The 25267-nt window shown below is 63.6% G+C and carries 22 protein-coding genes; 21 read left to right on the plus strand and 1 reads right to left on the minus strand.

The genetic code is table 11. The annotated features are described in order from the left end of the window. Window positions 1–82: 82 nt before the first annotated feature. Entirely contained in the window at window positions 83–358 is a 276-nt protein-coding gene (locus NKI24_RS26345) for a type II toxin-antitoxin system ParD family antitoxin (protein WP_352453147.1), read from the plus strand. Next, entirely contained in the window at window positions 355–657 is a 303-nt protein-coding gene (locus NKI24_RS26350) for a type II toxin-antitoxin system RelE/ParE family toxin (RefSeq protein ID WP_352453148.1), read from the plus strand. Before NKI24_RS26345 ends, NKI24_RS26350 begins: the two co-directional genes overlap by 4 nt. Before the next feature lie 8 nt (window positions 658–665). On the opposite strand, the gene NKI24_RS26355 is transcribed toward NKI24_RS26350, so the two are convergent. Beyond that, window positions 666–1781 (minus strand): cystathionine gamma-lyase, encoded by a 1116-nt coding sequence (locus tag NKI24_RS26355; protein ID WP_352453149.1) that lies wholly within the window; start codon window positions 1779–1781, stop codon window positions 666–668. A gap of 406 nt (window positions 1782–2187) precedes the next feature. Here NKI24_RS26355 and mraZ point away from each other — a divergent pair, with 406 nt between their 5' ends. From mraZ to recN, 19 genes are all read left to right on the plus strand, one after another. Continuing rightward, complete coding sequence (gene mraZ, locus NKI24_RS26360; RefSeq protein WP_254818997.1) at window positions 2188–2646, plus strand: division/cell wall cluster transcriptional repressor MraZ; 459 nt, start codon at window positions 2188–2190, stop codon at window positions 2644–2646. Next, a complete protein-coding gene (gene rsmH / locus NKI24_RS26365; protein WP_352453150.1) occupies window positions 2643–3674 on the plus strand; it encodes a 16S rRNA (cytosine(1402)-N(4))-methyltransferase RsmH in 1032 nt (343 codons plus the stop codon). The genes mraZ and rsmH overlap by 4 nt, the downstream gene beginning before the upstream one ends. A gap of 4 nt (window positions 3675–3678) precedes the next feature. Next, window positions 3679–4056, plus strand: a complete 378-nt coding sequence (gene ftsL, locus NKI24_RS26370; RefSeq protein WP_352749624.1) for a cell division protein FtsL — start codon at window positions 3679–3681, stop codon at window positions 4054–4056. 14 nt (window positions 4057–4070) lie between these two features. Next, the gene (locus NKI24_RS26375) at window positions 4071–5798 is read left to right on the plus strand and encodes a peptidoglycan D,D-transpeptidase FtsI family protein (protein ID WP_352453152.1); all 1728 of its coding nucleotides are present in this window, start codon (window positions 4071–4073) and stop codon (window positions 5796–5798) included. A 54-nt stretch (window positions 5799–5852) separates the two neighbouring features. Then, complete coding sequence (locus NKI24_RS26380) at window positions 5853–7307, plus strand: UDP-N-acetylmuramoyl-L-alanyl-D-glutamate--2,6-diaminopimelate ligase (protein ID WP_352453153.1); 1455 nt, start codon at window positions 5853–5855, stop codon at window positions 7305–7307. Beyond that, a complete protein-coding gene (locus NKI24_RS26385; RefSeq protein WP_352589457.1) occupies window positions 7304–8737 on the plus strand; it encodes a UDP-N-acetylmuramoylalanyl-D-glutamyl-2,6-diaminopimelate--D-alanyl-D-alanine ligase in 1434 nt (477 codons plus the stop codon). Before NKI24_RS26380 ends, NKI24_RS26385 begins: the two co-directional genes overlap by 4 nt. Before the next feature lie 24 nt (window positions 8738–8761). Then, on the plus strand, window positions 8762–9844 hold the full coding sequence (mraY, locus tag NKI24_RS26390; protein WP_023676767.1) for a phospho-N-acetylmuramoyl-pentapeptide-transferase: 1083 nt from the start codon (window positions 8762–8764) through the stop codon (window positions 9842–9844). Window positions 9845–9852: 8 nt separating this feature from the next. Beyond that, window positions 9853–11253, plus strand: coding sequence for a UDP-N-acetylmuramoyl-L-alanine--D-glutamate ligase (murD, locus tag NKI24_RS26395; protein ID WP_352589460.1), 1401 nt, complete (start codon window positions 9853–9855; stop codon window positions 11251–11253). Beyond that, entirely contained in the window at window positions 11253–12404 is a 1152-nt protein-coding gene (gene ftsW, locus NKI24_RS26400; RefSeq protein WP_023676765.1) for a putative lipid II flippase FtsW, read from the plus strand. Before murD ends, ftsW begins: the two co-directional genes overlap by 1 nt. A gap of 1 nt (window position 12405) precedes the next feature. Continuing rightward, on the plus strand, window positions 12406–13533 hold the full coding sequence (murG, locus tag NKI24_RS26405) for an undecaprenyldiphospho-muramoylpentapeptide beta-N-acetylglucosaminyltransferase (RefSeq protein ID WP_352742473.1): 1128 nt from the start codon (window positions 12406–12408) through the stop codon (window positions 13531–13533). Further along, window positions 13530–14936 (plus strand): UDP-N-acetylmuramate--L-alanine ligase, encoded by a 1407-nt coding sequence (murC, locus tag NKI24_RS26410; RefSeq protein ID WP_352456166.1) that lies wholly within the window; start codon window positions 13530–13532, stop codon window positions 14934–14936. Before murG ends, murC begins: the two co-directional genes overlap by 4 nt. Continuing rightward, a complete protein-coding gene (murB, locus tag NKI24_RS26415; RefSeq protein ID WP_352749632.1) occupies window positions 14933–15898 on the plus strand; it encodes a UDP-N-acetylmuramate dehydrogenase in 966 nt (321 codons plus the stop codon). Before murC ends, murB begins: the two co-directional genes overlap by 4 nt. Window positions 15899–16212: 314 nt before the next feature. Then, window positions 16213–17139, plus strand: coding sequence for a D-alanine--D-alanine ligase (locus tag NKI24_RS26420; RefSeq protein ID WP_352742471.1), 927 nt, complete (start codon window positions 16213–16215; stop codon window positions 17137–17139). Continuing rightward, on the plus strand, window positions 17127–18068 hold the full coding sequence (locus tag NKI24_RS26425; protein ID WP_352742469.1) for a cell division protein FtsQ/DivIB: 942 nt from the start codon (window positions 17127–17129) through the stop codon (window positions 18066–18068). The genes NKI24_RS26420 and NKI24_RS26425 overlap by 13 nt, the downstream gene beginning before the upstream one ends. Then, window positions 18065–19372, plus strand: a complete 1308-nt coding sequence (ftsA, locus tag NKI24_RS26430) for a cell division protein FtsA (protein WP_023676759.1) — start codon at window positions 18065–18067, stop codon at window positions 19370–19372. Before NKI24_RS26425 ends, ftsA begins: the two co-directional genes overlap by 4 nt. Window positions 19373–19439: 67 nt before the next feature. Then, window positions 19440–21110, plus strand: a complete 1671-nt coding sequence (gene ftsZ, locus NKI24_RS26435; protein WP_352749636.1) for a cell division protein FtsZ — start codon at window positions 19440–19442, stop codon at window positions 21108–21110. A 279-nt stretch (window positions 21111–21389) separates the two neighbouring features. Then, the gene (lpxC, locus tag NKI24_RS26440; protein WP_352692044.1) at window positions 21390–22337 is read left to right on the plus strand and encodes a UDP-3-O-acyl-N-acetylglucosamine deacetylase; all 948 of its coding nucleotides are present in this window, start codon (window positions 21390–21392) and stop codon (window positions 22335–22337) included. Between the two features lie 203 nt (window positions 22338–22540). Then, complete coding sequence (locus NKI24_RS26445; protein ID WP_023676756.1) at window positions 22541–23410, plus strand: outer membrane protein assembly factor BamD; 870 nt, start codon at window positions 22541–22543, stop codon at window positions 23408–23410. Window positions 23411–23423: 13 nt separating this feature from the next. After that, window positions 23424–25097, plus strand: coding sequence for a DNA repair protein RecN (gene recN / locus NKI24_RS26450; protein WP_352749640.1), 1674 nt, complete (start codon window positions 23424–23426; stop codon window positions 25095–25097). Window positions 25098–25267 lie beyond the last annotated feature (170 nt).

Here is a 25267-nt window from a genome sequence, read left to right on the forward strand (position 1 = left end):
CGACCCGCAATTAAGCGCGGCATTCCTTGAAAATGGTGCGATTAAATCGTACCATTTGGATGACGGTATTCAGGAGCGCGTCATGGGACAGGTCGATAAACGCAGCATCACGCTGTCGCCGGAATTGGCGGCGGCGGTCGACGACGTGGTCGCCGCCGGCGAATATGCCTCGGCAAGCGAGGTGATCCGCGACGCGCTGAGGCAATGGAAGGACCGGCGCGACCTGCTCGGCTACACGGTCGAGGAATTGCGCAAGCTGGTGCAGGAGGGGATCGACAGCGGACCGGGACGGTTTGCGTCGATCGACGAAATAAAGGCCGAAGCGCGGAGACGATTGAAACCCGACAGCGCGGCATGAATTTGCTGCCCATCATCCGAACCGCAAATGCGGAAGAGGATTTAATCGCGATCTGGCTTCATGTTGCGCAAGACAACGAGGCTGCAGCCGATCGATTGCTCGATCGGATCGAAGCCCGCTGGCAGCAAGTGGCCACTTATCCCTTCTCAGGTGCACCGCGCGAAGACATCGCGCCCGGCATCCGTCACCTGATCGTCGGCGAATACCTCACCCTGTACCGCGTCAGTGAAGAGGCGATCGAAATCGTTCGCGTGCTGCACGGCCGGCGCAAGATCGCGGCCGACGATCTAAGTTCGTGATTGCCGATTCAGCCACCGATTGCGTCCAGCGACGCCTCGATCGCCTGCCAAAGCTCTTCCACCGGCTCGCAGCCGATCGACAGGCGAACGAAGCCGGGCGGAACGGCATCTCCCCTTTTTGATCGCCGTTCGGCCGAAGTGTGCACGCCGCCGAACGATGTCGCGGCCTGCATCAAGGCGCAATTGTTGATGAAATCCTCGGCCTTGTCCTCCGAGGCGAGCACGAACGAGATGAGAAAGCCGAAGCGCTCCATCTGGGCGCGGGCAAGATTGTGCGATGGATCGCTCTCCAGTCCCGGAAAGCGCAAGCCGCTGATCGCGCGATGGTTTTTCAGCCGTCGCGCTATCATTTCGGCGGAAGCGCACATGCGGTCGAAGCGCACGTCCAGCGTTTCGAGGCCGCGATGCACCAGCCATGCCTCGAACGGCCCGGGGATAGCGCCCGACGTCTCGCGCCAGTCGGTCACCCTCGAGATAATGTCCGCGTCGCGGCTGGCGACATGGCCGAACAGCACATCGGAATGGCCGTTTGGTGCCTTGGTATCGGCGGCAATGACGATATCTGCGCCGAGATCGAGCGGGCGCTGGCCGAAAGGCGTCATCGTCGTGTTGTCGACCACAAGCACCGCACCCGCTCTATGCACGGCTTCGGCGACGGCTGCGATGTCGCATATATCCAGTCCTGGGTTGGCGGGCGTTTCGACGAACGCAAGCCGATACCTATCGAAGCCGCCGTCGAGGAAGCTTGATGTTGGCCGGACATCATAAGCGACGCCAAAGGACTTCAGGAAGCGCTCTGCCAGCGCTCTCGTCGTGTGATAGCCGTCGGACGGCAGCAGGATACGGTCGCCGGCTTTGAGCAGGCCGAAAAATACCGCCGAGATGGCAGCCATCCCCGAGGGAAAGGCGACGCATGAGGCGTCTTCCAGATGCGCCAGCATGTGCTCGACCGCATCCCAGGTCGGATTGCTGAAGCGGCCATATTGATCGAAGCCGGTGGCGTCGCCGGGCGCATGAAAGATGGCGGCCATCGTCAGGGGCAAGGGGATCGGGTCGCCCTTGGCCAGCCCGCCGCGGCGCAGATGGGGAAGTGCCGCGGCGCGTGACTTGGCTGTTTCGGACATGATTTCAAACCTCGTTACTGACCGGAAAAGGAGATGCCGAGGCTATGCGCGGCAGCGATCCGCAGCAAGCCGCCTCCGGTTGGACCAGACGGCCCTAAACGCTTCGTTAGGCTTAATGGAGGATAAAGACCGGAGTGCCGTCAAAGCTGCTCTCCCCAGTCGTGGCAGGCGCGTTTTGAAGACTGTTCCCGTTGACGCCCATAACACCCCATGATATCCCATTCCGATACTCAAGCCTTCGTTCCGTGTCAGGGTGAAGCGTACGCCAATCGGGCAGCCGCGGCGGCTGCGCGTTTGCCTGCGTTCGCCCGTCACAACGAAGCGGGTTTTGGACGTCGACCGGGCTGGGGCGGCGCGGACAGGAAGATGCAGAGGGGTGCGGCGGCGCAAGCGGCCGTAACGCGTAATGGACCGGTTTCTGTCGAACGCGGTGAACAGGATCGATGCGAAGGGACGAGTGTCCGTGCCGGCGCATTTCCGTGCCGTTGTGCAGAAACGCGGCTATTCGGAACTTTATGCGCTACGCTGCCTGGATCGCCCGGCGATGGATGTCGGTGGGCTCGACCTGCTCGATCGCTACGAGCAGCGTATCGCCCAGGAAGACCCGTTCCTGCAGACGGCGGACGACATGTCGTTCTTCTGCCATGGCGATGGAACGTTTCTGAAGCTCGACCAGGACGGCCGTATCACGATGAGCGATTTCATTCGCGAGCATACCGGCATTTCAGCGGAAGTGGCCTTCGTTGGCCGGGGCAATTTCTTTCAGATCTGGGAGCCGGGACGGCTCAGCGCCTACGGGACGGAAGCACGCGCCCGGCTTTTGCAGCTTCGGCAGGGGACGAAGCCCGGGGAGCGGCCGGAATGATGGCGGGCGACGGCGATGAAGTTCATGCCGCTGGCGGACCAGCCCGTCACATTCCGGTCCTCCTTGCCGAAGTTCTGGAGGCGCTGGCCCCGACAAAAGGCGAGGTGATCGTCGACGGCACGTTCGGTGCCGGCGGCTACACCAAGGCCATTCTGGCAAGCGGAGCCTCGGTCGTCGCCATCGACCGCGATCCGGATGCGATCGCGGCGGGGCGGGCCCTTGAACAGCAGTCCGGCGGCAAGCTCAGGCTTGTCCAGGCACCGTTCTCGACGCTCGACGAGCAGGTTGAAAGTGCCGATGGCGTCGTGCTCGACATCGGCATCTCCTCCATGCAGATCGACCAGCCGGAGCGCGGCTTTTCGTTCCGGGCCGATGGGCCGCTCGACATGCGCATGGCGCAGGCGGGCCTGAGCGCCGCCGACGTCGTCAACACCTTCAAGGTGGGCGATCTTGCCCGCATCTTCGGTTTTCTCGGTGAGGAACGCCATGCCGGGCGCATCGCCCGCATGATCGAGAGCCGTCGCGAAAAACGCCCCTTCGAGCGCACGCTCGATCTTGCCGATGCCATCGAGACGCATATCGGTCGCGCGCCAAAAGACAAGATCCATCCGGCCACCCGCGTTTTCCAGGCGCTGCGCATCTTCGTCAATGACGAACTCGGCGAACTGGCCAAGGCACTGTTTGCCGCCGAGCGCGTGCTGAAACCGGGCGGGCGGCTTGCCGTGGTGACCTTCCATTCCCTCGAGGACCGCATCGTCAAGCGCTTCATCGCCGACAGAGCCGATACAGCGACCGGATCGCGGCATCTCCCCGAGGCCCAGGCGCGCACCGCCACCTTCACCAAGAAGGGCGGCGGCGTGACGCCTGGCGATGCCGAGATAACGGCAAATCCGCGGGCGCGCTCGGCAAGGCTGCGCGCTGCGATCCGTACAGAGGCGCCGGCGCGCGCCGGCGATTTTTCGATTTTCGGCCTGCCAAAACTGCCTGGCCCAAAGCTTCCCGGCGCCGATCGACCGGGAGAGAGGTGAGCACGTGTTTCGTACCAGCGACATAGTCCTGATCGCCGTCATGGTTTCGGCGGCTGCCCTGACCTACAAGACCAAGCGCGAGGCCGAGGAGCAACTGGCGGCAGTGCACAAGATCCAGGCGCAGATCCGTTATGAGGAGGACACGATCGACCTGCTCAAGGCGGACTGGAGCCTGCTTACCCAGCCGTCGCGCCTGCAGGAGCTCACCGAAATCTACAAATCGCAACTCGGACTCGAGCCGGTCAATGCGCGGCAGATCGTCGGGCTGGACGATCTGCCGGCGAAACCCGTCAACATCGAGGACCTTTCATCGCAGCGGCTGGGCGGCATGGCCGATATCGGCGGCAAAGATCCCGTGGTGACCGGAGGCATCGTCCAATGATCACCGGATTTCCAATGGCTGCCAGATTTCCAAAGATTGGCAGGCTGCTGAAGAGCGGTTCACAGGCCGGTGCAGGCGGATCGATCGTGGTCGAAGGTGCCCGCAAGGCGACCGGTGGCAAGGGCAGGACCCGCATCGTCATGACCATGGCGGTGTTCTTCGGCATCTATTCGACCATTGCCGGGCGGCTGGTCTATCTGGGTTTCCAGAATCCCGACCTGTCGGGCGGCCCGCAGAGCCGGGTGACGGCATCGCGACCCGACATCGTCGACCGTAACGGCGAAGTGCTGGCGACCGACATCAAGACCGCGTCGCTGTTTGCCGAACCGCGCCGCATCGTCGATGCCGACGAGGCGATCGAAAAGCTGTCGACGGTGCTTCCCGAGATCGACTACGAGCAGACATATAACAAGCTGAAGAGCGGCGCCGGGTTCGTCTGGCTGCAGCGGCAACTGACGCCGAAGCAGCAGGCCGACATCATGCAACTCGGCATCCCCGGATTCGGCTTTCGCACCGAAAAGCGCCGGTTCTATCCGGCCGGCGAAACCTCGTCCTACATTGTCGGCCTCACCAACATCGACAATCAGGGCATCTCCGGCATGGAGAAATACATCGACGAACAGGGCTTGAGCGATCTTCAGGCGTCGGGCCTCGCGGTGGCCAAGGATTTGAAGCCGGTGCAGCTCTCGATCGACCTGCGCGTCCAGCATATCGTGCGCGACGAGGTCGCCACCGGCATGGAAAAGTACCACGCCATCGCGGCGGGCGCCGTCGTGCTCAACGTCAAGACCGGCGAGGTGCTGGCGATGGCGTCGGTTCCGGATTTCGATCCGAACAACCCCTATAACGCGCAGGACAAGGACCGGCTCAACCGTATGTCGGCCGGCCTCTATGAAATGGGGTCGACCTTCAAGAGCTTCACCACTGCCATGGCGCTCGATTCCGGCAAGATAACGCTGCAAAGCCGTTTCGACGCGTCGCGCCCGATCAGGATCGGCCATCAAACCATCCATGATTTCCATGGCAAGGGCCGGGTACTGTCGGTGCCGGAAGTGTTCATCTACTCCTCCAATATCGGCTCTGCCAAGGAAGCCGAAGCGGTTGGCATCGACGGACACCGCGAATTCCTGCATCGCCTGGGAATCCTCGAGAAGATGCAGACCGAACTGCCGGAAGTCGCTCGGCCGACCGAGCCCAAGGTCTGGAAGCAGGTCAATTCGATCACCATCGCCTTCGGCCACGGTGTGTCGACGACGCCGCTGCAGACAGCGGTCGGCTGCGCCGCGCTGATGAATGGCGGCTATCTGATGGACCCGACCTTCCTGCCGCGCACGCAGGAGCAGGCGATGGCGGTGGCCAAGAAAGTGGTCAGCGACAAGACGGTCGAGGGCATGCGCTATCTCTATGCACTCAATGCCGAAAAGGGATCCGGCCGCAATGCACGGGTGCCAGGATACCGGGTGGGCGGCAAGACGGGAACGGCGGAGAAGGTTGTCAACGGCCGTTACTCGAAGGAAAAGAATTTCAACGCCTTCGTTGCGGCTTTCCCGATGGACGATCCGCAATACATAGTGCTTACGATCGCCGACGAACCGAGGCCGGAAAAGCCCGGCATGGGTGCTACGGCCGCCTCGAACGCGGGCATCATGGCTGCAAACATCATCCGACGTGCGGCTTCCATGCTTGGCGTGAAGCCAGATTTCAGCCATGAAAATGGTGCAACGCTGGTTTCCTATCAGTGATTCTTGGGGCGCGCCGGCAACTGCGCGCTATTTTGTTGCGATGAACGGGGTTCGATGAAGCTGAAAAATCTAGCCGGTATCCTGCCTGTCGAAGGGACAGCTTCCTTCGATATGGAGGTTACAGGGATTTCGTCGGATTCCCGCCAGGTAACACGGGGCGTCGTCTTTTTCGCGCTCAGCGGCTCCAAGGCGGATGGCGCAGCCTACGCAGCCGATGCCGCGAGCCGAGGCGCTGCAGCGATCGTGGTCGGCAAGGGCAGTGCCGTCGCCGGGCTGCCAATCCCGGTTCTTGTCGTAGACGATCCGCGCCTTGCACTGGCGCTGAGTGCTGCACGTTTTTTCGGCATGCAACCGCAAACCATGGTCGCGGTGACCGGAACCAGCGGCAAGACCTCGGTCGCCGCATTCACCCGGCAGATATGGGAGCAGGCGGGTTTCGCCGCCGCCTCGATCGGCACGACCGGCGTGGTGGCGCCGGGCCGCAACGAATATGGCTCGCTGACCACGCCGGATCCGGTGGCACTGCACAGGCTGCTCAAGGAGCTGGCGGAGGCCGGCGTCACCCACGCCTCGATGGAAGCGTCCAGCCATGGCCTCGACCAGCGCCGGCTCGACGGCGTCAAGCTTGCGGCCGGCGGCTTCACCAATCTCGGCCGCGACCATATGGACTATCATCCGACGGTCGAGGACTATCATCGCGCCAAATTGCGTCTGTTCGACGCGCTGCTGCCGAAGGGCGCGCCGGCGGTCATCTTTGCCGACGACCCGTGGTCGGAGCCGACGATCAAGGCGGCGCGGGCAGGGGGACTGAATGTGCTGACGGTCGGCCGCCACGGCGATTTCCTGCGGCTGAAGCGGGTCGAGCACGAGCGCCACCGCCAGCGCGCCGAGGTCGAAGCGGACGGCGTTCTCCATGAAGTCGACTTGCCGCTGGCCGGCGACTTCCAGATTGCAAATGCGCTGGTGTCGGCCGGCCTCGCCATTTCGACTGGAACATCTGTTGCCAAGGCGTTGATGGCGCTGGAGAAATTGAAGGGCGCGCCGGGACGGCTCGACCTTGTCGGGACGGCCGCCAACGGCGCGCCGGTCTATGTCGACTACGCGCACAAGCCGGATGCGCTGGAAAACGTGCTGGCTTCGGTGCGCCCCTTTACCACCGGCCGCGTCATCGTCGTATTCGGTTGCGGCGGCGACCGGGACCGAGGCAAGCGGCCGATCATGGGCGAGATCGCCACAAGACTGGCCGACGTGGTCATCGTCACCGACGACAATCCCCGCTCGGAAGTACCCGAGACGATCCGCGCCGCGATCCTGGAGGCCGCACCCGGCGCCATCGAGATCGGCGACCGGCGCAAGGCCATCCACGAGGCGGTCGGGATGCTTCACGCTGGCGACACGCTGATCGTGGCCGGCAAGGGCCATGAGGAAGGCCAGACCATCGGCACCGAGACGCTGCATTTTTCCGATCATGAGGAAGTTCGCTCGGCGCTGCGGGAGCAAGCGGCGTGAGCTATCTGTGGACCTCCGAGGCGCTGGTTGCCGCCATGGATGGCCGGCCGCTCGGTCCGATGCCTGAAGGCATCGCCGGCATTTCCATCGACAGCCGCAGCCTGCAGCCGGGAGACGCTTTCTTCGCCATCAAGGGCGAGGCCATGGACGGCCATGATTTCGTCACGGCTGCCATCAAGGCGGGCGCCGGCGTGCTGGTCGTCGCCGAGGGCAAGCTGCCGTCGCTGGGGCGGCTGACTGCACCGATGATCGTGGTGGAGGACGTGCTTGTCGCTCTGGAAAAGCTCGGCGTTGCGGCGCGCGCACGCTCAAAGGCCAGGGTCATTGCCGTGACCGGATCGGCGGGCAAGACCACCACCAAGGAAGCGCTACGCCACGCTCTCTCCGCGGTCGGTACGGTGCATGCATCGGCCCAGTCGTTCAACAATCACTGGGGCGTGCCGCTGACGCTGGCGCGCATGCCGCAGGATTGCGACTATGCCGTCTTCGAGATCGGCATGAACCATCCCGACGAGATCCGGCCGCTGGTCAAGATGGTCCGGCCGCATGTCGCCATCGTCACGTTGATCGCGGCCGCTCACCTCGGCTTCTTCCGCAACCTGGACGAGATCGCCAAGGCCAAGGCAGAGGTTTTCGAGGGACTGGAGCCCGGTGGCGCCGCCCTTCTCAACCGCGACGATGCGCGCTGGAAGCTGCTGGAGAAGATGGCCAAAGAGGCCGGCGTCGAGCATGTCTACGGGTTCGGCGAGAATGCCCGGGCGACCTTCAAACTGATCAAATGCGAGCTCAATGCCGATCACTCGGTCATCACCGCCAAGATTGGCGGGCACGAGATTGTCGCCAGGATCGGCGCGCCGGGCCGCCATATGGTGCAGAACGTGCTCGCGGTTCTTGGTGCCGCGCATCTGGTCGGCGCCGACGTTAACAGGGTTGCGCAGGCGCTGGCCGATCTTTCGCCCGAACGCGGACGCGGCAAGCGCTATGTGTTGCGTCACCCCAACGGGCCGATCACGCTGATCGACGAGAGCTACAACGCCAATCCCGCGTCGATGAGGGCTGCAATGGCACTGCTCAACACGACGCCGGTGTCGGGCGAGGGCAGGCGCATTGCCGTGCTCGGCGATATGCTCGAGCTCGGCAGCCATTCGGCGAAATTGCATGCCGCGCTTGCCGGTCTGATCGTCGGCACCGACACGCGCACGGTCTTTCTCGGCGGCCCGGAGATGCGGGCGCTGGCCGACGTTTTGCCCGGCGAGATCAGGACGGAGTACCGCGCCGGTGCGGAAGATCTGAAACCGGTTCTTCTATCGGAATTAAAGCCCGGCGACGTGGTCATGATCAAATCGTCGAAGGGCATAGGCTTTTCAAAGCTGGTCGAGGCGTTGCTCGGCAAGTTTCCGGCGGAAGCCACAACCAGCAGACAGACCTAGGATCGGTCCGGGGGACGCAAGCGCATGCTAACACTGCTCGTCGAATTTGCGGACAAGATCTCGGTCTTCAACGTCTTCCGCTACATAACATTCCGCACCGGCGGAGCGCTGATCACAGCGGCGCTGATCGTGTTCATCTTCGGACCGACCATCATCAATTCGCTGCGGCTGCGGCAAGGCAAGGGCCAGCCGATCCGTGCCGACGGGCCGCAGACGCATTTCAAGAAGGCGGGAACGCCGACAATGGGCGGACTGATGATCCTGTCCGGCATCGTCGGTTCGTCGCTGCTGTGGGCGAACCTGTCGAGCATCTACGTCTGGGTGGTCCTGCTGGTGACGCTGGGATTCGGCTCGATCGGCTTTTACGACGATTATCTCAAAGTAACCAAGCAATCGCATCTCGGCTTTTCCGGCAAGGCGCGGCTGGGGCTCGAATTCGTCATCGCCGGCATCGCCGCCTGGGTGATCATGCATAACGGCCAGGCGCCGTTCTCGTCATCGTTGACATTCCCTTTCGCCAAGGAGTTTCTCGTCAATCTCGGCTGGTTCTTCATCCCGTTCTCGTGCTTCGTCATCGTCGGCGCCGGCAATGCGGTGAACCTGACCGACGGTCTCGACGGGCTGGCGATCGTGCCGATCATGATCGCAGCCGCATCCTTCGGCGTCATCGCCTATCTCTCCGGCAACGCGGTGTTCGCCGAATATCTGCAGATCCATTTCGTGCCCGGCACCGGTGAACTTGCGGTGGTCCTTGGAGCGGTGATCGGCGCCGGTCTCGGTTTCCTCTGGTTCAATGCGCCGCCGGCGGCGATCTTCATGGGCGACACCGGCTCGCTGGCGCTGGGTGGGCTGATCGGCACGGTCGCGGTGGCGACCAAGCACGAGATCGTGCTGGTCATCGTCGGCGGCCTGTTCGTCGTCGAGATATTCTCGGTCATCATCCAGGTCGGCTACTTCAAGATGACCGGCAAGCGCGTCTTCCTGATGGCGCCGATCCACCATCATTTCGAAAAGCTCGGCTGGACCGAAAGCCAGGTGGTGATCCGCTTCTGGATCATCGCCGTCATCCTGGCGCTGGTCGGCCTGTCGACCCTGAAGCTCAGATAGGAGGCCGCTTGATCCCCGCCGCATCCTTTTCAGGCAAGCGCGTTTCGCTCTTCGGGCTCGGTGGCTCGGGGATTGCCACGGCGCGCGCGCTGATCGAGGGCGGCGCGGATGTGCTGGCCTGGGACGACAATCCCGATAGCGTCGCCAAGGCCGGCGCGGTCGGCATCACGACAGCGGACCTGCGCGGTGCGGACTGGGCGAGGTTTTCCGCCTTCGTGCTGTCGCCCGGCGTGCCGCTGACGCATCCCAAGCCGCACTGGACCGTCGAGCTGGCGCGGGGCTCAGGCGTGGAGATCATCGGCGACATCGAGCTTTTCTGCCGCGAGCGGATGCTGCTGGCACCGGCAGCACCTTTCATTGCCATTACCGGCACCAACGGCAAGTCGACGACCACGGCACTGACGGCGCACATCCTAAAATCGGCTGGGCGCGACACGCAGATGGGCGGCAATATCGGCCGCGCGGTGATGACGCTCGATCCGCCGCAGCCTGAACGGCACTATGTGGTTGAGTGCTCTTCCTACCAGATCGATCTTGCCCCTTCGATCAATCCGACGGCCGGTGTGCTGCTCAACCTGACGCCGGACCATCTCGACCGCCATGGCACGATGCAACACTACGCCTCGATCAAGGAGCGGCTGGTGGCCGGCAGCGAGACGGCAATCATCGGTGTCGACGATTCCTGGTGCGCCCAGATCGCCGATCGGCTGGAGCGGGCCGGCCGGCAGGTCATCCGCGTCTCCAAGCGCCTGCCGCTGACCGACGGTTATTTCGCTGACGGCACCAACTTAATGGAAGCCGTGCACGGCCGCTACAGCCGTGTCGCCTTCCTCGAAGACATCGGCTCGTTGCGCGGCCAGCACAATGCGCAGAACGCGCTGGCCGCCGCCGCCGCCTGCCTCAAGGTCGGGCTCGAGCTCGGCGAGATCCAATCCGGACTGGAGAGTTTCCCTGGGCTGGCGCACCGCATGGAGCAAGTCGGCCGCAAAGGGCATGTGCTGTTCGTCAACGATTCCAAGGCGACCAATGCCGATGCCGCTGCACCGGCGCTGTCGAGCTTTGCGCGTATCTACTGGATTGCCGGCGGCCTGCCGAAAGAGGGCGGCATCGAGCCGTTACGCGGCTTCTTCCCGCGCATCGCCAAGGCCTATCTGATCGGCGAAGCCGCACCGGCCTTTTCGGCGACGCTGGGCGAAGCGGTGCGCTACGAGATATCAGGCACGTTGGCGGCGGCAGTCGAACACGCCGCCCGCGATGCGGCCAGGGATAGTAGCGGCGAGGCAGTGGTGCTGCTGTCGCCGGCCTGCGCCAGTTTCGACCAGTTCAAGAATTTCGAAGTCCGCGGCGAGGCGTTCAGGCAAGCCGCAACCGCCATTGATGGCGTGAAGCCCATCGGAGGGACACGATAATGCAAAGCCGTCTCGACAAAAGCCCTGTGGCGACCTGGTGGTGGACGATCGATCGCTGGTTCCTGGCGGCGTTCCTGTCGCTGATGGGGCTCGGCATCGTTTTGTCCTTCGCCGCAAGCCCGGCGGTGGCCGAGCGCATCGGGCTCGACAGTTTCCACTTCGCGACACGCCAGATTATCTTCACCATTCCGGCGCTTGGGGTAATGCTGGCCGTCTCGTTCCTTGAATCCAGGCAGATCCGGCGCATGGCGCTGGTCATGTTGTGCATCATGCTGTTTCTGATGGTGGCGGTGCTCTATATCGGCGTCGAGGTGAAGGGCGCGCGGCGCTGGGTGTCGCTAGCCGGCCTGTCGATCCAGCCGTCCGAGTTCCTGAAACCGGCCTTCGTCATCATCTGCGCCTGGCTGTTCGCCGAGCACAAGCGCCAGCCCGACATTCCGGGCAATTTGTTCGCCATGTTGCTGCTTGCACTGGTCATCTCGCTGCTGGTGGCGCAGCCTGACCTTGGGCAGACCATGCTGGTGCTCGGCACCTGGGGGGTGATGTTCTTCATGGCCGGATTGCCGTGGCTGTGGATCGTCGCGCTGGGTGCTGCAGGCGTCGGCGGCGTGTTCGCCGCCTATGCAGTGTTCCCGCACGTTGCCGGCCGTATCGACCGCTTCATGACCGGCGAGGGCGACACGTTCCAGGTCGACATGGGCCGCGAGGCGCTGATCAATGGCGGCTGGTTCGGCGTCGGGCCGGGCGAGGGCACCGTCAAACGGGTCATCCCCGACAGCCATGCCGACTTCGTCTTCTCGGTCGCCGGCGAGGAATTCGGGCTGATCATGTGCTTCTTCATCATGTCCATCTTCGGGTTCATCGTGCTGCGCGGCCTCAACACGGCACTCAAGGAGCAGGACGATTTCACACGCTATGCGGTTGGCGGCTTGGTCACGGTCTTCGGCCTGCAGTCGGTCATCAACATGGCCGTCAATCTGCAGCTGATGCCCGCCAAGGGCATGACGCTGCCGTTCATTTCCTACGGCGGTTCCTCGCAGATCGCGATCGCCATCTCGATGGGCATGGTGCTGGCGCTGACGCGCAAGCGCCCGGAAAAGCGCAAGCAGCTGGGCTTCATGCCGTCGCCGCGTGCGATGCCGGCGGAGTGAGATGGCCAAGGGGGTCATCCTTCTGGCGGCGGGCGGAACGGGCGGACATCTGTTCCCGGCCGAGGCACTGGCGCACGAACTGACCGGGCGCGGCTGGGCGGTGCACCTGGCGACGGACGAACGCGCCGAGCGCTTTGCCGGGCAGTTCCCGGCGGCCGCCATCCATCCGATCCAGTCGGCGACGATGGGGTCGAAAAATCCTTTTGCCGTGCTCGCCGCATTTTGGAAAATCTGGCGCGGGGTGCGGCAGGCATCGGCCGTCATCGCCAGCGTCAAGCCCGCCATCGTAGTCGGCTTCGGCGGCTATCCGACGCTGCCGCCGCTCTATGCCGCGACCCGGCGCAAGGTGCCGACGCTGATCCACGAGCAGAACGCGGTGATGGGCCGTGCCAACCGGGCGCTCGCCGGCCGCGTCGACGCTATTGCCGGTGGTTTCCTACCGGAAGACACAAGTGCTACAGGCGTCAAGACGGTGACCACCGGCAATCCGGTCAGGCCGCAAGTGCTGGAAGCGGCGAAGACGCCTTATGCCGCATCGGCCGGTGAAGAGCCGTTCCGATTTCTGGTGTTTGGCGGCAGCCAAGGCGCGCAGTTCTTTTCCGATGCGGTGCCGGCGGCGATCGCCCGGCTTTCCGATGCACAGCGCAGGCGGCTGGCGATCACCCAGCAGGCGCGCGCCGACGATGTGCCGCGGGTGAAAGCGGCCTATGCCACGCTTGACATCGAGGCCGAGGTGTCGCCCTTCTTCACCGACATGGCGGCGCGGCTGGCGGCGGCGCATCTGGTGATGTCGCGCTCCGGCGCATCGACCGTATCGGAAATCGCGGTGATCGGCCGGCCGGCGCTGCTGGTGCCTTATCCGCACGCGCTCGACCACGACCAGGCGGCGAATGCGGCGGCCCTTGCGGCAGCGGGCGGCGCCGAGGTGCATCCGCAATCCACGCTTTCGGCGGAGCGGATCGCCGTGCTTGTCGGCGGGCTGATGGATGATCCAGGCAAGGCGGCGACAATGGCCGCGGCGGCGAAATCGTCCGGAAAACCGGATGCCGCGCGGTTGCTCGCCGATCTGACAGAGGCTATTGCGTCCAGGAAATCCGTTTCGGAATTCAGGAAGGAGACGCACGCATGAAGATGCCACAGACGATCGGCCTCGTGCATTTCATCGGCATTGGCGGCATCGGCATGAGCGGCATCGCCGAGGTGCTGCACAATCTCGGCTACAAGGTGCAGGGATCCGATCAGGCCGACAGCGCCAATGTGCAGCGGCTGCGCGACAAGGGCATCGAATGCTTCGTCGGCCATCAGGCCGAAAACCTCGGCGAGGCCGAAGTGGTCGTCGTCTCCACCGCAATCAAGAAATCCAACCCGGAGCTGAAGGCGGCGAGAGAGAAGTTGCTGCCGATCGTGCGGCGCGCCGAAATGCTGGCCGAGCTGATGCGCTTCCGGCAGGCGGTCGCGATCGGCGGCACGCATGGCAAGACGACGACGACTTCGATGGTGGCGACGCTACTCGAAGCCGGCGGGCTCGACCCGACGGTAATCAATGGCGGCATCATCAATGCCTATGGCACCAATGCCCGCATGGGAGACGGCGAATGGATGGTGGTCGAGGCCGACGAGAGCGACGGCACCTTCCTCAAGCTGCCGGCCGAGATTGCCGTCGTCACCAATATCGACCCCGAGCACCTCGACCATTACGGCTCCTTCGACAAAGTGCGCGAAGCGTTTCGTCAGTTCGTCGAGAATGTGCCGTTCTACGGCTTTGGTGTGATGTGCACCGACCACCCCGAGGTGCAGGCGCTGGTCGCCCGCATCGAGGACCGGCGCGTCATCACCTATGGCGAAAATGCGCAGGCCGACGTGCGCTTCACCAATCACCGCATGGACGGCCCGACCTCGGAATTCGACGTGGTGATCCGCGACCGCAAGACGCACGGCCAGATAACGATATCAGGCCTGCGGCTGCCCATGCCCGGGCGCCACAATGTCTCCAATGCGACGGCGGCGATTGCCGTCGCGCATGAGCTCGGCCTTTCGGCTGAGGCAATCAAGAAGGGCCTGTCGTCTTTCGCGGGCGTCAAGCGGCGCTTCACCCATACCGGTTCGTGGAACGGTGTCGATGTGTTCGACGATTACGGTCATCATCCGGTCGAGATCACGGCGGTACTGAAGGCTGCGCGCAGCGCTACCAAGGGTCGCATCATCGCCGTTACCCAACCGCATCGCTTCACCCGGCTGCGCGATCTGTTCGACGAGTTTTCCGTCTGCTTCAACGACGCCGATACGGTAATGGTGGCGCCCGTCTATGCAGCCGGCGAGGAACCGATCGACGGCGTCACGTCCGACGCACTGGTGTCGCGCATCCGCTCCGGCGGCCATCGCGACGCACGCTACATCGAAGGTCCGGCGGCGATTGCGCCGATCGTGCGCGAGGTGGCGAAGCCGGGCGATTTCGTCGTCTTCCTCGGCGCCGGCAACATCACCCAATGGGCCTATGCGCTGCCCAAGGAACTCGGCGGGACCATCTCATGATGCGCGGCCAGGCGTTGATCGAGAAGCTTGGCGTCCGGCTTGCCGGACTGCGCGGCCGCATCACGCCCAATGCCGAGATGGACAAGATCACCTGGTTTCGAGCCGGCGGGCTCGCGGACGCATTGTTCCAGCCGGCCGACGAGGACGATCTTGCCACGTTCCTGAAGGCGGTGCCGGAGGAAATTCCGCTGACCATCGTCGGCGTCGGCTCGAACCTGCTTGTCCGTGACGGCGGCATTGCGGGCTTTGTCATCCGGCTTTCGGCCAAAGGCTTTGGCGAGACCGAAGTGATTGCGCCGACCACGATCAAGGCGGGCGCCGCGACACCCGACAAGCGCCTTGCGGCCGTTGCCTACGAGGCCGGCATCGGTGGCTTTCATTTCTACCACGGCATTCCCGGCGCCATTGGCGGAGCGCTGAGGATGAACGCCGGCGCCAATGGCGTCGAGACGCGCGAGCGCGTGGTCGAGGTGCGGGCACTCGACCGCAAGGGCAATGTTCATACGCTGAGCAATGCCGACATGGGCTATGCCTATCGCCATTCAGCGGCGCCGTCCGGGCTGATCTTCACGTCGGCGCTGCTCGAAGGCATTCCTGAGGACAAGGCGGCGATCAAGGCCGCGATGGATGCTGTCCAGAACCATCGCGAGACCGTGCAGCCGATCCGCGAAAAGACCGGTGGCTCTACCTTCAAGAATCCTGAGGGCACCTCGGCCTGGAAGGAGATCGACAAGGCCGGCTGCCGCGGCCTGATGGTTGGTGGGGCGCAGATGTCGCCGATGCATTGCAACTTCATGATCAACACCGGAACCGCCACGGGCTACGAGCTTGAATATCTCGGTGAGACGGTGCGTGCGCGCGTGCTCGAAAGATCAGGCATCCGGCTGCAGTGGGAGATCAAGCGCATCGGTAATTTTCGGCCGGGCCATGCCGTCCAGGAATTTCTCGGGCAGTTGCTTTAGGCAAGCTGACCGCCGTTGCCTTTCGGACTCATGAATTCACATTTTGCTGCCGTTTTTGCGGAAAGTGAATCCATCGGAATCGTAAGCACTTGCCAGCGAATCAACTCTCTGATTCTCTGCCCTGAAGCGTTTCCTGATTTGAGTCGTTTCGACGCGTTACTCGCGTTTCCGTCTGGGGGGCAACCTGCCGGGAGACTCGGACTCAATGTTGCGGAAACACGGGAGCGAAGTTGCTCGGGCGCATTTGAGTGCGCGCGATGCTTTTCGGGGCATGCGCGATGGTGCAGGCCTGCTGTGAGAGGAAATGACGGGGAATGACAAGCAAGCATGTGGCCGTCCTTCTGGGGGGATTCTCGTCCGAGCGGCCCGTGTCCCTGTCGTCGGGTAAAGCCTGCGCCGATGCGCTCGAGGGAGAGGGCTACCAGGTCACCCGCGTCGACGTCTCGCGCGACATCGGCTCGGTGCTCGCCGAGCTCAAGCCTGACGTCGTCTTCAATGCGCTGCACGGCCCCTTCGGCGAGGACGGCACCATCCAGGGCATCCTCGAGTACCTCGCCATTCCGTACACCCATTCCGGCGTGCTTGCCTCGGCGCTTGCGATGAACAAGGAACAGGCCAAGAAGGTCGCGAAGGCGGCCGGCGTTCCGGTGGCGGAGTCGAAGGTGGCCAATCGCTTCGCCATCCAGAACAAGCACCCGATGAAGCCGCCCTATGTCGTCAAGCCGGTCAACGAAGGATCGAGCTTCGGTGTCGTCATCGTGCATGAAGGCCAGTCGCATCCGCCGCAGATCATCGGCTCGTCCGAGTGGAAATATGGCGATACGGTCATGGTCGAGCGTTATGTGCACGGGCGGGAATTGACCTGCGCGGTGATGGGCGATGTGGCGCTCGGTGTCTGCGAGATCATCCCGACCGGCCATTCCTTCTACGACTATGATTCAAAATACGTCGCGGGCGGATCAAAACACGAATGCCCGGCAAAACTTTCACCGAATATTTACCAAAAAATACAGACACTGGCGCTCAAGGCTCATCAAGCCATCGGCTGTCGGGGCGTTTCCCGGTCGGACTTCCGTTATGACGATCGTCACTCCGAAAACGGCGAAATTGTCTGGCTCGAGGTCAACACCCAGCCGGGTATGACGCCGACGTCTTTGGTGCCGGAAATCGCCGCGCAAGCGGGACACTCGTTCGGCGATTTGTTGAGTTGGATGGTGGAGGACGCTTCGTGTCTGCGTTGAAGTGGGGACAGGGCAAGGGGAAGGGCACGGCCGGGCCGGCGCTGTTCGGCATGCCGTTGTCGTTCGACCATTTCGTGCTGCCGCGCCTGCTCCGCCGGCCGGTGCGCGTGCTGGCGCGCCTCGGCGAAGGCGACTTCGAAGCGCCACCCTATTGCGCTGCCATGCTGTCGGCGGCACTGCTTGTTTCGAGCAGTGCCTATGGCGCCTATCTCGGCGGATATTCCGACGCCATCGTCCAGAGTGTCACCGCCCGCACCGGCTTTGCCGTCGACCAGGTCAAGGTCGTCGGCAACCGCGAAACGTCCGAGATAGATATTCTCGACAGGCTGGAACTCGACGGCTGGACCTCGCTGATCGGCTTCGATGCCGAAGCCGCGCGCGAACGCATCACCACGCTACCCTGGGTCGAAGCCGCGGCAGTGCGCAAGGTCTACCCGCATACGCTGGAAGTGCGCGTCGAGGAGCGCGAGCCGTTCGCGCTGTGGCAGCAAGGCAGCGCGCTTTCGGTCATCGAGAAATCCGGCACCGTCATTGCGCCGTTCTCCGGCGGCAAGCAGATATTGCTGCCGCTGATCATCGGCACCGGCGCACCGGCCAAAGCGCCGGATTTCCTGGCCAAGATCAAGAATTATCCGGAGCTCGCCGCGCGGATCAAGGGCTATATCCGCATCGGCGAACGGCGCTGGGATCTCAAGCTTGAAAACGGCATCACGATCAAGCTCCCCGAAGACGGTGAGGATCAGGCGATTGCCGACCTGGTCAGGATGGATCACGAGAACGGGCTTTTGACGCGCGACATCGCCGCCGTCGACATGCGCCTTTCCGATCGTCTGGTCGTCCAGTTGACGCCGGAAGCGGCGACACAGCGCCAAGCCGCGCTCGACGAAAAGCCCAAGATGCTGAAGCGCAAGCCGGAGACGAAGATATGAGCTGGCTTGGCGGCAATAGCGATGCCTCGTCGCGCCGGTCCGGCATCCTGACGGTGCTGGATGTCGGCTCCAGCAAGGTCTGCTGCGTGGTGGCCAAACTCAAGCCGCGCGACGATGGCAAGCTGCTGCGCGGCCGCTCGCATCGCGTCCAGGTGATCGGCATCGGCCACCAGAAATCGCAAGGCGTGAAATCGGGCGTCGTCATCGATCTCGACCGTGCCGAGCACGCCATCCGTCTTGCCGTCGACGCCGCCGAACGCATGGCGGGACTGACGGTCGATTCGCTGATCGTCAACATGACTGCCGGCCGGCTGAAGAGCGAGGCTTTTTCGGCCACCATCAATCTCGGCGGCCATGAGGCCGACGAGGCCGACATCAAGCGGGTGCTTGCCGCCGGCGCCAAGCAGGCGTTGCGGGCCGAGCGCGAGGTGATCCATTCGCTTCCCGTAGCCTTTTCGCTGGATGCCGAGCGCGGTGTGCGCGATCCGCGCGGCATGGTTGGCGACCAGCTTGGCGTCGACATGCACGTGCTGACAGGCGACGCAGCGCCCTTGCGCAATCTGGAGCTCTGCATCAACCGCTCGCATCTGTCGGTCGAACGCATGGTGGCGACGCCCTATGCCAGTGGGCTTGCTGCGCTGGTCGACGACGAGCTCGAAATGGGCGCGGCCTGCATCGACATGGGCGGCGGCACGACGACGATCTCGGTGTTTTCGGAAGGCAAGTTCGTCCATGGCGATGCCATCGCGATCGGCGGCAACCACGTCACGCTGGATATGGCCAAGGGCCTGTCGACCTCGCTCGATGCCGCCGAAAGGCTGAAAGTGATGCATGGCTCGGCGCTGCCTGGCAGTGCCGACGACCGCGACCTGGTTTCCATCCATCCGATCGGCGAGGACGGCGAGGTGCCGTTGCAGATCCCGCGCTCGGTGATGACGCGCATCATCCGCGCTCGCATCGACGAGACGCTGGAATTGTTGCGCGACCGGCTGAACAAGTCCGGCTACGGCAATGCCGTCGGCAAGCGTGTGGTGCTGACCGGCGGCGCCAGCCAGCTTGCCGGCCTGCCAGAAGCAGCACGCCGCATTCTCGGCCGCAATGTGCGCATCGGACGCCCGCTTGGCGTGGCAGGCCTGCCCGAGGCGGCCAAGGGGCCGGCTTTTTCGACGCCCGTCGGGCTTCTGATCTACCCGCAGATGGCGAGCTTCGAGAGCCGCCCGGCGAAGGGAATTTCCGGTCTTCGGATGACCGGAACAGGCGGAAAACTGCATCGAATGAGTCAGTGGTTGAGAGACAGTTTTTAATTTGACGGGGACAGCCCCATAGGCGGCCGCGGCGGCGAAGCGGCGGGAAAGGCAAAGGACGAAGACAATGACCATCAATCTGCAGAAGCCGGACATCACCGAGCTCAAGCCGCGCATCACCGTATTCGGTGTCGGCGGCGGCGGCGGCAATGCCGTCAACAACATGATCACCGCCGGCTTGCGCGGCGTTGAGTTCGTGGTGGCCAACACCGACGCGCAGGCACTGACGATGTCGAAGGCCGAGCGGCTGATCCAGCTCGGTGCGCATGTCACCGAGGGTCTTGGCGCCGGATCGCAGCCTGAAGTCGGGCGCGCGGCGGCGGAAGAGTGCATCGACGAGATCATCGATCATCTCTCCAACACGCATATGTGCTTCGTCACCGCCGGCATGGGCGGCGGTACCGGCACCGGGGCGGCCCCCGTCGTCGCGCGCGCTGCCCGCGAAAAGGGTATCCTCACCGTCGGCGTCGTCACCAAGCCGTTCCACTTCGAAGGCCAGCGCCGCATGAAGACGGCCGACATGGGTATCGAGGAACTGCAGAAATGCGTCGATACCCTGATCGTCATTCCCAACCAGAACCTGTTCCGGCTGGCCAATGACAAGACCACCTTCGCCGATGCCTTCGCCATGGCCGACCAGGTGCTCTATTCGGGCGTTGCCTGCATCACCGACCTGATGGTCAAGGAAGGCCTGATCAATCTCGACTTCGCCGACGTCCGCTCGGTCATGCGCGAAATGGGCAAGGCGATGATGGGGACTGGCGAGGCTTCGGGCGAGGGCCGTGCAATGGCCGCGGCGGAAGCGGCCATCGCCAACCCGCTGCTCGACGAGACCTCGATGAAGGGCGCCAAGGGTCTGCTGATCTCGATCACCGGCGGCCGCGACCTGACCCTGTTCGAAGTCGATGAGGCCGCAACCCGCATTCGCGAAGAGGTCGACCAGGACGCCAACATCATTCTGGGCGCCACCTTCGACGAGGAACTCGAAGGCGTTATCCGCGTGTCGGTGGTCGCCACCGGCATCGACAAATCGGCGGCCGAAATCGCTGCCGCGCCGATCGCCATCCGCACGGCTCCGCCGAAGCCGGTCAGCCGCCCGGCGGCTCAGGTCACGGAAATGCGCCCGGCGCCTGTCCAGCAGCCGATCTATGAACCACGTGCTGCCGATCCGGTCGCCGAGGCCATTCAGCTCGCCGAGGCGAATGTGGCAGCGATGGCGCAGGCCCGCCCGGCACCGGTCGCCCATGCGGAAGACTTCCGCCCGCAGAGCAAGATCTTCCAGGCGCCACCGGCTCAGCCGCAGCCGATGATGCAGCCAGTGGTTCAGCAAGCGATGCAGCCGGCTCCGCATCGTGAAATGCCGCAGCCGGTTGCCGCAGCGCCCCAGCGCATGCCGCGGGTCGAGGATTTCCCGCCGCAGGTGAAGGCCGAAGTGGAAGCCAAGATCCGCCCGGCCGACCACGAGAACAGCGGCCCGATGGGGTTGCTCAAGCGCCTGACCAACGGTCTGACCCGCCGCGAAGAGGAGCCTGCACGGCTGCAGCCGGCGCAGCCGCGCGAACCGAAACTGCGCCAGGCGCCGGCCGAAGTGCGCCGCCTAGCCAGCCAGGATCCGCAGCTTTACGCGCCGCGCCGCGGCCAACTGGACGAGCAGGGCCGCCTGACGCCGCAGAGCCGGGCTGTCCAGGAAGACGATCAGTTGGAGATTCCCGCCTTCCTGCGCCGACAGGCCAATTGATCTGTTAACGGTTCGTAACAGTTATTAACAGGCGAGCAGGAAACTGTTCGCCTGTAAACTTTAAAAGTGATTGTAAAACAAGGACTTATGGGGCAATCCCGCGCTGGACCGCAGTTACAAAGAGTAAGAAACCGTGATTTGGAGTCTCCCTGCGGGATCATTATCTTCGCCACCGACCAAAGTCGGTTTGCTGGGAGTCTCGGGGAAGTGGCCCTGCCTGCCGATCAATCAAGAGCCGCGCCCTCAGGGCAGATGAAGCGGACCTAGGCAGCAAGGGCTATGGGGATTGTTTTGCACGACTATCAGACGACACTTAAATCGCGCGCGACGCTGACTGGCATCGGCGTTCACAGTGGCAATTCGGTCACCGTCCATTTCCTGCCGGCGGATGCCGATACGGGTGTCGTCTTCCAGCTTTCGAATGCGAGCGGAAGCCACGAATTTCGCGCGCTCGTCTCCGAGGTCGGCGCCACCGATCTCTGCACCATGCTTGGCGATCCGCAAGGCGAGCACATTGCCACGGTCGAGCATCTGATGGCGACGCTTTTCGGGCTTGGAATCGACAATCTCGTCATCGAAATCGACGGCCATGAGGTGCCTATCCTCGACGGCAGCGCAGTGATGTTCGTCGAGGCCATTGACCAGGCAGGCATCGAAACGCTGCCGGTCAAGCGTCGCTACATCAGGGTGGTCAAGCCGGTTCGCATCGAGAACGGCGCCTGCTGGGCGGAGTTCAGGCCCTATGACGGCACGCGCTTCGAGATCGAGATCGATTTCGAAAGCCCGGCGATCGGGCGCCAGCTTTTTGCATCCGACATGAACGCCGACATTTTCCGCCGCGACGTCGCGCGGGCCCGCACTTTCGGTTTCATGAAGGACGTCGAGCGGCTGTGGGCGGCCGGCTATGCGCTCGGCTCGTCTTTGGAAAACTCCCTGGTGATCGGCGACGACAACCGCGTGATCAACATGGGAGGCCTGCGCTATCCCAACGAGTTCGCGCGCCACAAGACGATGGATGCGATGGGCGACCTGGCGCTCGCCGGTGCCCGGTTCATCGGCTGCTTCCGCTCCTATCGTGGCGGCCACAGGCTGAACGCAGCTGCGCTGCGCCGTCTCTTGTCGGACCGTTCGGCTTTCGAGATCGTTGAGACGACGCGCCGCGAGCGCGGGCGTACCGCCGAGATGAGCGCCGTCAACGCACCCCTCTATGCGCCCTGGATGATCTGATTCCTAAGGTCTTGCGGCCACATTGCGGTCAAGCTGTGTTGCATGGATGCATCACCGGCCGGCCAAATTACACAGCTTTCCAGGTGGCGCCAAACCGCCACAAAAATGTGCGATTGGCCGGGGATAGCGTTGCCGGGCAAGGCAATTATGGTTTATGGCTGCTGCCGTCGACTGAAATGACGCCGAAAGGGCGGAATCCAAACATGTTTTTCAAGCGAGTTGGTCAATCGAAGGCGCTGCGGCGGGCTGTTTTCCTGGCGCTTTCGGTGGTCGTTCCATCGCTGTTTCTGTCGGCCTGCATGTCGTCCGAGAAGGACGTCGATCTATCGACCTATGTCGATCAGACCGAGCCGGCCGACGTGCTCTACAATCAGGGTCTCGCCAATCTGAATGCCGGGCGACTGCAGGAGGCAAGCCGCAAGTTCGATGCCGTCGACCGCCAGCATCCCTATTCCGAATTCGCCCGCAAATCGATGGTGATGGGTGCCTTTGCCGACTACCGACAGGGCAATTACGACGAGGCGATCGGTTCGGCCAAGCGCTACCTGACCCTCTACCCGTCGACCGACGATGCAGCCTATGCCCAGTACATTATCGGGCTGAGCTACTACCGTCAGATCAAGGACGTCACCCAGGACCAGAAGGAAGCGCGTCTTACCGTGCAGACGATGCAGGACCTCGTGACGCGCTGGCCCACGTCCGAATATGCCGACGACGCCAAGGAGAAGATCCGCTTCGCCAACGATCAGCTCGCCGGCAAAGAGATGCAGATCGGCCGCTATTATCTCGAGCGCCGCGAATACATCGCAGCCGTCAAACGGTTCCGCAACGTGGTGGAGAACTATTCCAACACACGCCATGTCGAGGAGGCGCTGGCGCGTCTGACCGAGAGCTACTATGCGATGGGGCTGACGTCGGAAGCGCAGACCGCTGCGGCCGTGCTCGGCACCAACTATCCCGACAGCCAGTGGTACAAGGACTCCTACAAGCTCCTGCAGAGTGGTGGGCTCGAGCCGCGCGAGAATGCCGGATCGTGGATCTCCAAGGCCGGGAAGCTGATCACCGGCGCCTGAGCGGCGCGTTACCATGCTCTCCAGGCTGTCGATCCGCGATATCGTTCTGATCGAGAAGCTGGACATCGACTTCTCGTCCGGCCTTTCGGTGCTGACCGGCGAAACCGGCGCCGGAAAGTCCATCCTGCTCGACGCCTTGTCGCTGGCGCTTGGCGCCCGCGGCGATGCTTCGCTGGTGCGGCATGGCGCGGCACAAGGCCAGATCATCGCCGTGTTCGACGTGCCGCGCAACCACGCGGCTCGCATGTTGCTTGCCGAGAATGCCATCGAGGACGACGGCGACATCATCCTGCGCCGCGTCCAGACGGCTGACGGCCGCACGCGCGTGTTCGTCAACGACCAGCCGTCCAGCGTGACGCTGATGCGCGACATCGGCCATGCGCTGGTCGAGATCCACGGCCAGCACGACGAGCGCGCTTTGGTCGATCCCGGCGCCCATCGCGAGTTGCTCGACAGTTTCGGCGGCCATCTCGGCGCTGCTCGGGCAACAGGCGAGGCGTGGCGGCACTGGCGCGCCTGCGAGCAGGAATTTTCACGGCACCGGGCCAAAGTCGAGGCGGCTTCCCGCGAGGCCGATTATCTGCGTGCGGCGGTCGCCGAATTGACCAGGCTCGATCCGCAACCGGGCGAAGAGACCGAGCTCGCCGAACTGCGCGCCGCGATGATGCGGGCGGAAAAGATCGCCTCGGAAGTCCACGATGCCCAGGATGTGCTCTCGGGTCCGTCCTCGCCCTTGCCGCAACTGGCCAGCCTGCTCAGGCGGCTGCAGCGCAAGGTGACCGAAGCGCCCGGCTTGCTCGAGGATGTCGTCAAATCGCTCGACGAGGCGATGCTGTCGCTCGACGCGGCGCAGTCGGGCGTCGAAGCCGCACTGCGCGCCACCGAATATGATCCGCAGCTGCTGGAGAAAGCCGAGGAGCGGCTGTTTTCGCTGCGTGCCGCCTCGCGCAAGCACAGCGTCGCCGTCGACGACCTGGCGCAATTGCGTGACACCATGGCGGCCGACCTTGCCGATCTCGACGCCGGCGAAGAGCGCCTGCATGCGCTGGAGAAACAGGCTGCAACGGCGCGCCAGGCCTATGACACTACGGCGGCCCAGCTGTCGTCGCTTCGCCATGCGGCGGCCGTCGGGCTGACCAAGGCGGTAATGGCCGAACTGCCGGCGCTGAAGCTCGAACGGGCCGAATTCATCGTCGAGATCGCAAGCAATGCCGAGAGCCGCATGGAAGAAGGCATCGACCAGGTCGAGTTCTGGGTGCGCACCAATCCCGGCACCAGGCCCGGCCCAATGATGAAAGTCGCTTCCGGCGGCGAGCTTTCGCGCTTCCTGCTGGCGTTGAAGGTAGCACTCGCTGACCGGGGCTCAGCGCCGACCTTGGTCTTCGACGAAATCGACACCGGCGTCGGCGGTGCGGTTGCCGACGCCATCGGCCAGCGGCTGGCGCGGCTGGCAAAACGCGTGCAGGTGCTTTCGGTCACGCATGCACCACAAGTGGCGGCGCGCGCGGCGACGCATTTCCTGATCTCCAAATCAGGCGGGGCCGACCGGGTCTCGACCGGCATCGCCGAGATGGACCGGGCGGCGCGGCAGGAAGAGATCGCACGCATGCTCGCCGGTGCCACCATCACCGACGAGGCGCGCGCGGCGGCCGAGCGGCTGCTACGGGAGAACACCGCGGCAGCCTAGAGCGTTTCATCGTTTCACGGAAACGCCGAACCGCTCTACCTCTTTGTTTGCGCAATTCCGGACGGAAACCGTTTCACACTTTTTCCTGGAATTGCTTGTCTTATGACTTTCGCTGCCGAATGGGTCAGAAAGGAACGCTGAGAGAGGGTAGCCGCCCTCCCTCAGCGGCG

The organism is Mesorhizobium sp. M0701 (assembly GCF_040320365.1).
In the GTDB taxonomy this organism is placed as follows: Bacteria; Pseudomonadota; Alphaproteobacteria; order Rhizobiales; family Rhizobiaceae; genus Mesorhizobium.

Coding starts and splice junctions, on each gene's coding strand:
- murC (WP_352456166.1), top strand. CDS start 13,530: ATGAAGATGCCACAGACGATCGGCCTCGTGCATTTCATCGGCATTGGC.
- lpxC (WP_352692044.1), top strand. CDS start 21,390: ATGGGGATTGTTTTGCACGACTATCAGACGACACTTAAATCGCGCGCG.
- ftsA (WP_023676759.1), top strand. CDS start 18,065: ATGAGCTGGCTTGGCGGCAATAGCGATGCCTCGTCGCGCCGGTCCGGC.
- NKI24_RS26445 (WP_023676756.1), top strand. CDS start 22,541: ATGTTTTTCAAGCGAGTTGGTCAATCGAAGGCGCTGCGGCGGGCTGTT.
- NKI24_RS26420 (WP_352742471.1), top strand. CDS start 16,213: ATGACAAGCAAGCATGTGGCCGTCCTTCTGGGGGGATTCTCGTCCGAG.
- rsmH (WP_352453150.1), top strand. CDS start 2,643: ATGATGGCGGGCGACGGCGATGAAGTTCATGCCGCTGGCGGACCAGCC.
- mraY (WP_023676767.1), top strand. CDS start 8,762: ATGCTAACACTGCTCGTCGAATTTGCGGACAAGATCTCGGTCTTCAAC.
- NKI24_RS26375 (WP_352453152.1), top strand. CDS start 4,071: ATGGCTGCCAGATTTCCAAAGATTGGCAGGCTGCTGAAGAGCGGTTCA.
- murB (WP_352749632.1), top strand. CDS start 14,933: ATGATGCGCGGCCAGGCGTTGATCGAGAAGCTTGGCGTCCGGCTTGCC.
- NKI24_RS26355 (WP_352453149.1), bottom strand. CDS start 1,781: ATGTCCGAAACAGCCAAGTCACGCGCCGCGGCACTTCCCCATCTGCGC.
- ftsW (WP_023676765.1), top strand. CDS start 11,253: ATGCAAAGCCGTCTCGACAAAAGCCCTGTGGCGACCTGGTGGTGGACG.
- NKI24_RS26345 (WP_352453147.1), top strand. CDS start 83: ATGGGACAGGTCGATAAACGCAGCATCACGCTGTCGCCGGAATTGGCG.
- NKI24_RS26350 (WP_352453148.1), top strand. CDS start 355: ATGAATTTGCTGCCCATCATCCGAACCGCAAATGCGGAAGAGGATTTA.
- mraZ (WP_254818997.1), top strand. CDS start 2,188: ATGGACCGGTTTCTGTCGAACGCGGTGAACAGGATCGATGCGAAGGGA.
- recN (WP_352749640.1), top strand. CDS start 23,424: ATGCTCTCCAGGCTGTCGATCCGCGATATCGTTCTGATCGAGAAGCTG.
- NKI24_RS26380 (WP_352453153.1), top strand. CDS start 5,853: ATGAAGCTGAAAAATCTAGCCGGTATCCTGCCTGTCGAAGGGACAGCT.
- murG (WP_352742473.1), top strand. CDS start 12,406: ATGGCCAAGGGGGTCATCCTTCTGGCGGCGGGCGGAACGGGCGGACAT.
- ftsZ (WP_352749636.1), top strand. CDS start 19,440: ATGACCATCAATCTGCAGAAGCCGGACATCACCGAGCTCAAGCCGCGC.